Origin of the sequence: Armatimonas sp. (genome assembly GCF_031410135.1) — a bacterium.
Classification (GTDB): Bacteria; Armatimonadota; Armatimonadia; order Armatimonadales; family Armatimonadaceae; genus Armatimonas.
The window spans coordinates 1-4,774 of sequence record NZ_JANNYP010000846.1 but is presented as its reverse complement, the minus strand read 5'-3'; the positions used below and the strand labels follow the sequence as shown (position 1 = coordinate 4,774).

Sequence of the window (4,774 nt, the reverse complement as noted above, 5' to 3'; positions counted from 1 at the left end):
GGCGATTACTTTGACAAGCGTCAGCCCCTGAAGACGGTTCAAACTTTGGTAAGTCGGCTGGGTCATTTGGGCTACGAAGTTCAACTCTCGCCTAAAGCAATGCCTCAAGAGGGAGGGCTGGAGCCGGTATTTTCAGGATAGGGCAGGGGAGAGTACTTGACAGACCAGAGGGAAAGTGGGTTTGTGTGTTTCTCCTTGACTTCTTCATACTAACGTAGTATCGTTTGCAAATCGTTGGCCGCTTTCTAAATCTGCTGAAGTGTGGATTCTCTTTTCTCAGTAACGCCTTAAAATCGTAGGTGGAGGAAATGATGATCTATTTTGTGGAAGGCGACATTCTCAAGACAAAAGCGGCGGCACTTGCCCATGGAGTTGCCCCCAACGATGACTGTAAGTCTGGGCTTGCCCTCGCGCTTCGTGAGCAATGGCCGGGGATGTATAACGACCTGCGACATTACTACAAAACGTACCACCCCAAGTCGGGGAACCTGTGGATCTGGAGTGGAGTGGGTGGGGTACGAATTGTGAGCCTATTTACCCAGGAACCTGCGCCTGAGCGTAGCCATGGGCATCCTGGGAAAGCCCATCTTGAGTATGTCAACCACACTCTACGTGAGCTGGCTAAGCTGGTGGAGACCGAGAAACTGACCAGTCTTGCGCTGCCTCGTCTGGCAACAGGGGTGGGGGGTCTTGAATGGGCTGATGTGAAGCCCCTGATAGAGAGGCACCTAGGAAGCTTGAGTATCCCGGTCTTTGTTTACGAGGGCTATAAACCCGGTATCGAGGCCGTAGAGCCTGGTGTCTAGTGCCTGAGTAACCAGGTATCATAGGGGATATGGAACTTTCCCCTGAGATAAAGCTTCAGGGGGAGACACCTCCCGGCCCAGAGGATTTTTCCGAGGGCGTATGTGTCTCTCCCGATATGCATCGCGCCCAGCGCATTCCCCCGAGCCAGAGCCGCACGAAGAAGTGGCCGGTGCTGGATACGGGGATTCACCCCAAGCCGATTGTGCCTGAAGACGTGACACTGGAACTCTACGGTGAGGTCGAGGCGCCGGTCTTGCTCACTTGGGCAGAGCTGCAAAATCTCCCTAAAACATCTGTCGCGGCGGACATGCACTGCGTCACGCGCTGGTCGCGGCTGGGCAATCTTTGGGAAGGGATTAGCACGCAGACGTTACTGGCCCAGGTGCGGCTTAAACCCACCGCAAAGTACGTGATGGTCTACGGACGCGACGAAGTGACGTTCTTTCGCGGCGGCTCGGCGACTTGGAGCACGAACCTGCCACTGGAGTATTTTTCGCATGACGACTGTCTGGTTGCCTGGAGCCACGACGGTGAGCCGCTCAGCAACGAGCACGGTGGCCCGCTACGGCTGGTAGTTCCGAAGCTCTATGCCTGGAAGTCGGCCAAGTGGGTCTGCGCGATTGAGTTTAAGGCCGAAGACGCGCCGGGCTACTGGGAAAAAGGCGGCTACCACATGCTGGGCGATCCCTGGAAAGAGCAGCGTTTTCGGTTTAGTGAAGAAACGGGCGATGCACTATGACGCTTGAAGAGCTTCGGGCGCAGTTTCCCAGTACCCAGAACGGGGTGCACCTGAACCACGCGGGAATGGGGCCGACTCCGACGGCTGTCTCCACGGCAGTCAGCCAGGCACTTATCGAGCTGGGCCACGGTGATGGCATGGGGGCGTTTCGGGCGCACCTCACGCGCCAGGAGCGCCTGCGTGAGCGCTTGGCGCGAATGATGAATGTCGAGGCCGCCGGTGTGGGGCTGGTGCGTAACACGAGCCACGGCCTCGCGATTGCGGCCCAGGCGATTCCGTTTCTGCCTGGAGAGAACGTCGTCGTGGGCGCGTGCGAGTACCCCTCGGTGGTCTATCCCTGGCAGGCACAGGCCGTGCGCGGCGTCGAGACACGGATCGTCGCCTGTCTGCCCCCGCATGACCTGCTCTCCGAAGATGCGCTGATTGCGGCTTGCGACGCGAAGACCCGCGTGCTGGCCGTGAGCTGGGTACAGTGGGGAACCGGGCAGCGCATGGACTTGACGAAGCTCGGAGCGTTCTGCAAGGCGCGAAATATCTGGTTTGTGGTGGATGTAATTCAGGGGCTTGGGGCGCTGGAGTGTGATCTGAGTGCCTGTGGGGCCGATATTGCCGCTGGCGGCTGTCACAAGTGGCTGCTTGCTCCCGCAGGTATCGGTCCACTCTACATCAAGCCCGAGCGTCTGAGCGAGCTGCTTCCTACCAATGTCGGGTGGAACTGGGTGAACAACCCCTTTGTCTGGGACCGGCTGCGCTTTGAGGATGCGCGGCCTCGGGCGGATCGCTTCGAGGAAGGAAGCCCTGCGATTCTGGCCACAGCTGCGCTCGATGCCTCGCTGGCTCTCCTTGAAGCCGTGGGAATGGCGGAGATAGAGAGAGCTGTTCGCCACCATGCCCAAGCGCTTCGCACACGCCTCCGTGCGTTGGGCCTAGAAGTCTGCCCCACGGACGGCCACAGTGGGATCGTCCCGTTTCGTCATCCCACAAAAAGTAACGAGGAGATTTTGGCGGTGCTGGAGCAAGAAAATATCTGGGCAGCCGTTCGCTGTGGCTGGGTGCGCTTCTCACCGCATGCCTACACCAACGACGACGACCTCGAACGCGCCATTGGGGGACTCCGCGCATGACACTAGAAATGGGCCTTGCGCTCGCGGGGTTTGCGATTGCGACCGGGCTGGCCCTCGGGACGCTGGGGGCGGGCGGCGCGATCTTGGCCGTGCCCGCGTTTTCCTATGCCGCGCACCTGCCCCACCGCGAAGCCAGCGCAACAAGCCTCTTGGTGGTGGGAACGGCGGCGCTGATCGGAGGGCTGCTCACGCTCCGGCGCTGCAAAAACAACCCTGAGGAAGCAAAACCCGACTTCAAGGTCGCGCTTCCGTTCGTACTCAGCGGGCTCGTGGGCTCCTGGGGTGGGGCACTGCTCTCAAAGCATGTGCCGGAGCTAGCCCTCAAGCTCCTCTTTGGCGCGGTTGTTCTGGCTGCCGCCGAAGCCATGTATCTCCGATCCACTGCATCGGCTCAGGAGTCGTCACAAAAGACCGCTCCCGCCTGGCTCACACCACTCATAGGCCTTGGTGCCGGGCTGCTCACGGGGTTGGTCGGGGTGGGCGGTGGCTTTATGATCGTTCCTGCCCTCACTGTCGTGGGGAAGCTCTCTTTAAAAAGAGCCTCGGCGACCTCGGTCTGGATTATCGCGGGCAATGCCGCCGCCGCTCTGACGGGCTATATCGGCAAAGTTCACATCGCTTGGGGAATGGCGGGAGCGTTTCTGGCCGTGACCCTAGTTGCCATGAGCATAGGTCAGCGCTTCGCACGCCACGCCAACCCCAAGACCCTACAGCGGCTCTTTGCTGCCTTTCTTCTGGTGATCGGGATCGTCACGCTGATTAAGCGCTAGCTGCCTACAAAACGAAGCGCTCAACATAGGCCAGCGCTTGACCGAGCTTAGCCCGTTGCGCCTCAGGACACTGGGGAAGGCAGGTTTGTAAGCGAGTAAACTGAGCCGTCGTGGGACGTGTAAATACCTGCTGATTCAGCCAGCGCTCTAGCTCATGTACTGCTTCGTCTTCGAGGGGGGTGAACTCCAGTAAGGCAGCAGGGATACTCCAGTGGGGCAGTGCTGTGAGTAGACCGATCAGTCGCCGCCGTTGGTAGGGGGCTGCGCCGAATCGTGCTGTCTGGAGGATCGGTTCATCGCTGCTGAGGAGTACTCTACGAAGCGCAGCCACAACCGGACGGCTTGCCCCGATTGTAGAGTCGGCGAGGGCAGCCAGAAGCTGTGGCTTGAAGCGCTCAGGATCGCGCTGGGCCACCGCGTGGAGGGCAGCCCTTCGGAGTTTTGGGTTCGCATCGGTCAGGAAGGGCTCTAATATCTCTAAATCGCCGCCACTCTCGGTCCATCCCAGAAGCGCGAGGGGCTCTGGGAAGTATGCCTGGTAGTAGTCCGAGATGTTGCGATGCGCCTTTGAGTAGAACTGTGCGGTCTGGCGAAGCGCGGTGTAGCGGGAGAGCAAAAGTGTGTCCAACACCGGCGGCGCGGCCTCTGGGAAGCGCTCGACGAGCCCATAGAGAAGCTCTTGTGCAATGCTTGCGGGAGGGCGGATACTCTGCTCGCGTGTCCAGCGGACCAACTGCGCTTCCGTGGCCTCCGTACGTGCATGGCGTGCCGCTAGTCGTCGCAGCCAATCGGCGTCGTTGAGCGATTCCTCTAACCAGTGTGCCCCATGTGTGCCAGGAAGGCGACGGAGTGCCAGCAGTCGGCAGTGCTCTCGCGCGGGTGATGGCCCGTGGTGGCAGGCATGGAGCAGGCCTGATTCCCCTTCGAGGGAAATAAGCAGCGCATGAACCCTACCAATAAACCCTGCGTGGCTGTCGCGTCCCAGACGCTGGAGGTTCTCAATCTCGGGGAGGACGCAGGCAAGACGGTAGGCGTACTCCGGGGTGAGGCGAGCGATAAGCGCACTCTGGGCTGCGTGACGCACTTGGGGCACCCAGTCGTTTGCCCGCTTCAGGAGTGGCTTAAGCTCCTCTCCCGTCTGAGCTTCTTCCAGCCAGCGCACGGCACGCAAGCGCTCGTAGCCGTTGTAGGAGTCCGCCGCCTGAAGAAGAACCTCCCAATCTGGGGCTTCCGTGGCATCGGGATCAAGTAGGGTGAAGTGTTTCATGAGACACTTCGCCTACGCAATAATCTCTTTGATTGGGTCGGTGTGCTCCACGCCCACGAGTTTTTGA

5 protein-coding genes are annotated in these 4,774 nt (G+C 60.0%); 4 read left to right on the top strand and 1 reads right to left on the bottom strand.

Going from position 1 to position 4,774, the window contains the following annotated elements:
- The first annotated feature begins 311 nt into the window (after positions 1-311).
- The 4 genes from RMO15_RS30570 to RMO15_RS30555 are packed head-to-tail and all read left to right on the top strand — an operon-like array spanning position 312 to position 3,440.
- Positions 312-806, top strand: a complete 495-nt coding sequence (locus RMO15_RS30570; RefSeq protein WP_369016185.1) for a macro domain-containing protein — start codon at positions 312-314, stop codon at positions 804-806.
- Positions 807-835: 29 nt separating this feature from the next.
- Positions 836-1,546, top strand: a complete 711-nt coding sequence (locus RMO15_RS30565; protein WP_309722172.1) for a molybdopterin-dependent oxidoreductase — start codon at positions 836-838, stop codon at positions 1,544-1,546.
- Positions 1,543-2,670 carry an aminotransferase class V-fold PLP-dependent enzyme gene (locus tag RMO15_RS30560; protein ID WP_309722169.1) on the top strand — a complete coding sequence of 376 codons (1,128 nt, stop codon included), beginning with the start codon at positions 1,543-1,545 and terminating at the stop codon, positions 2,668-2,670. The genes RMO15_RS30565 and RMO15_RS30560 overlap by 4 nt, the downstream gene beginning before the upstream one ends.
- Positions 2,667-3,440, top strand: coding sequence for a sulfite exporter TauE/SafE family protein (locus RMO15_RS30555; RefSeq protein WP_309722166.1), 774 nt, complete (start codon positions 2,667-2,669; stop codon positions 3,438-3,440). The genes RMO15_RS30560 and RMO15_RS30555 overlap by 4 nt, the downstream gene beginning before the upstream one ends.
- 4 nt (positions 3,441-3,444) lie before the next feature.
- Here the strand turns inward: RMO15_RS30555 and RMO15_RS30550 are convergent, their stop codons facing one another.
- Positions 3,445-4,707 (bottom strand): hypothetical protein, encoded by a 1,263-nt coding sequence (locus RMO15_RS30550; RefSeq protein ID WP_309722164.1) that lies wholly within the window; start codon positions 4,705-4,707, stop codon positions 3,445-3,447.
- Positions 4,708-4,774: the final 67 nt, after the last annotated feature.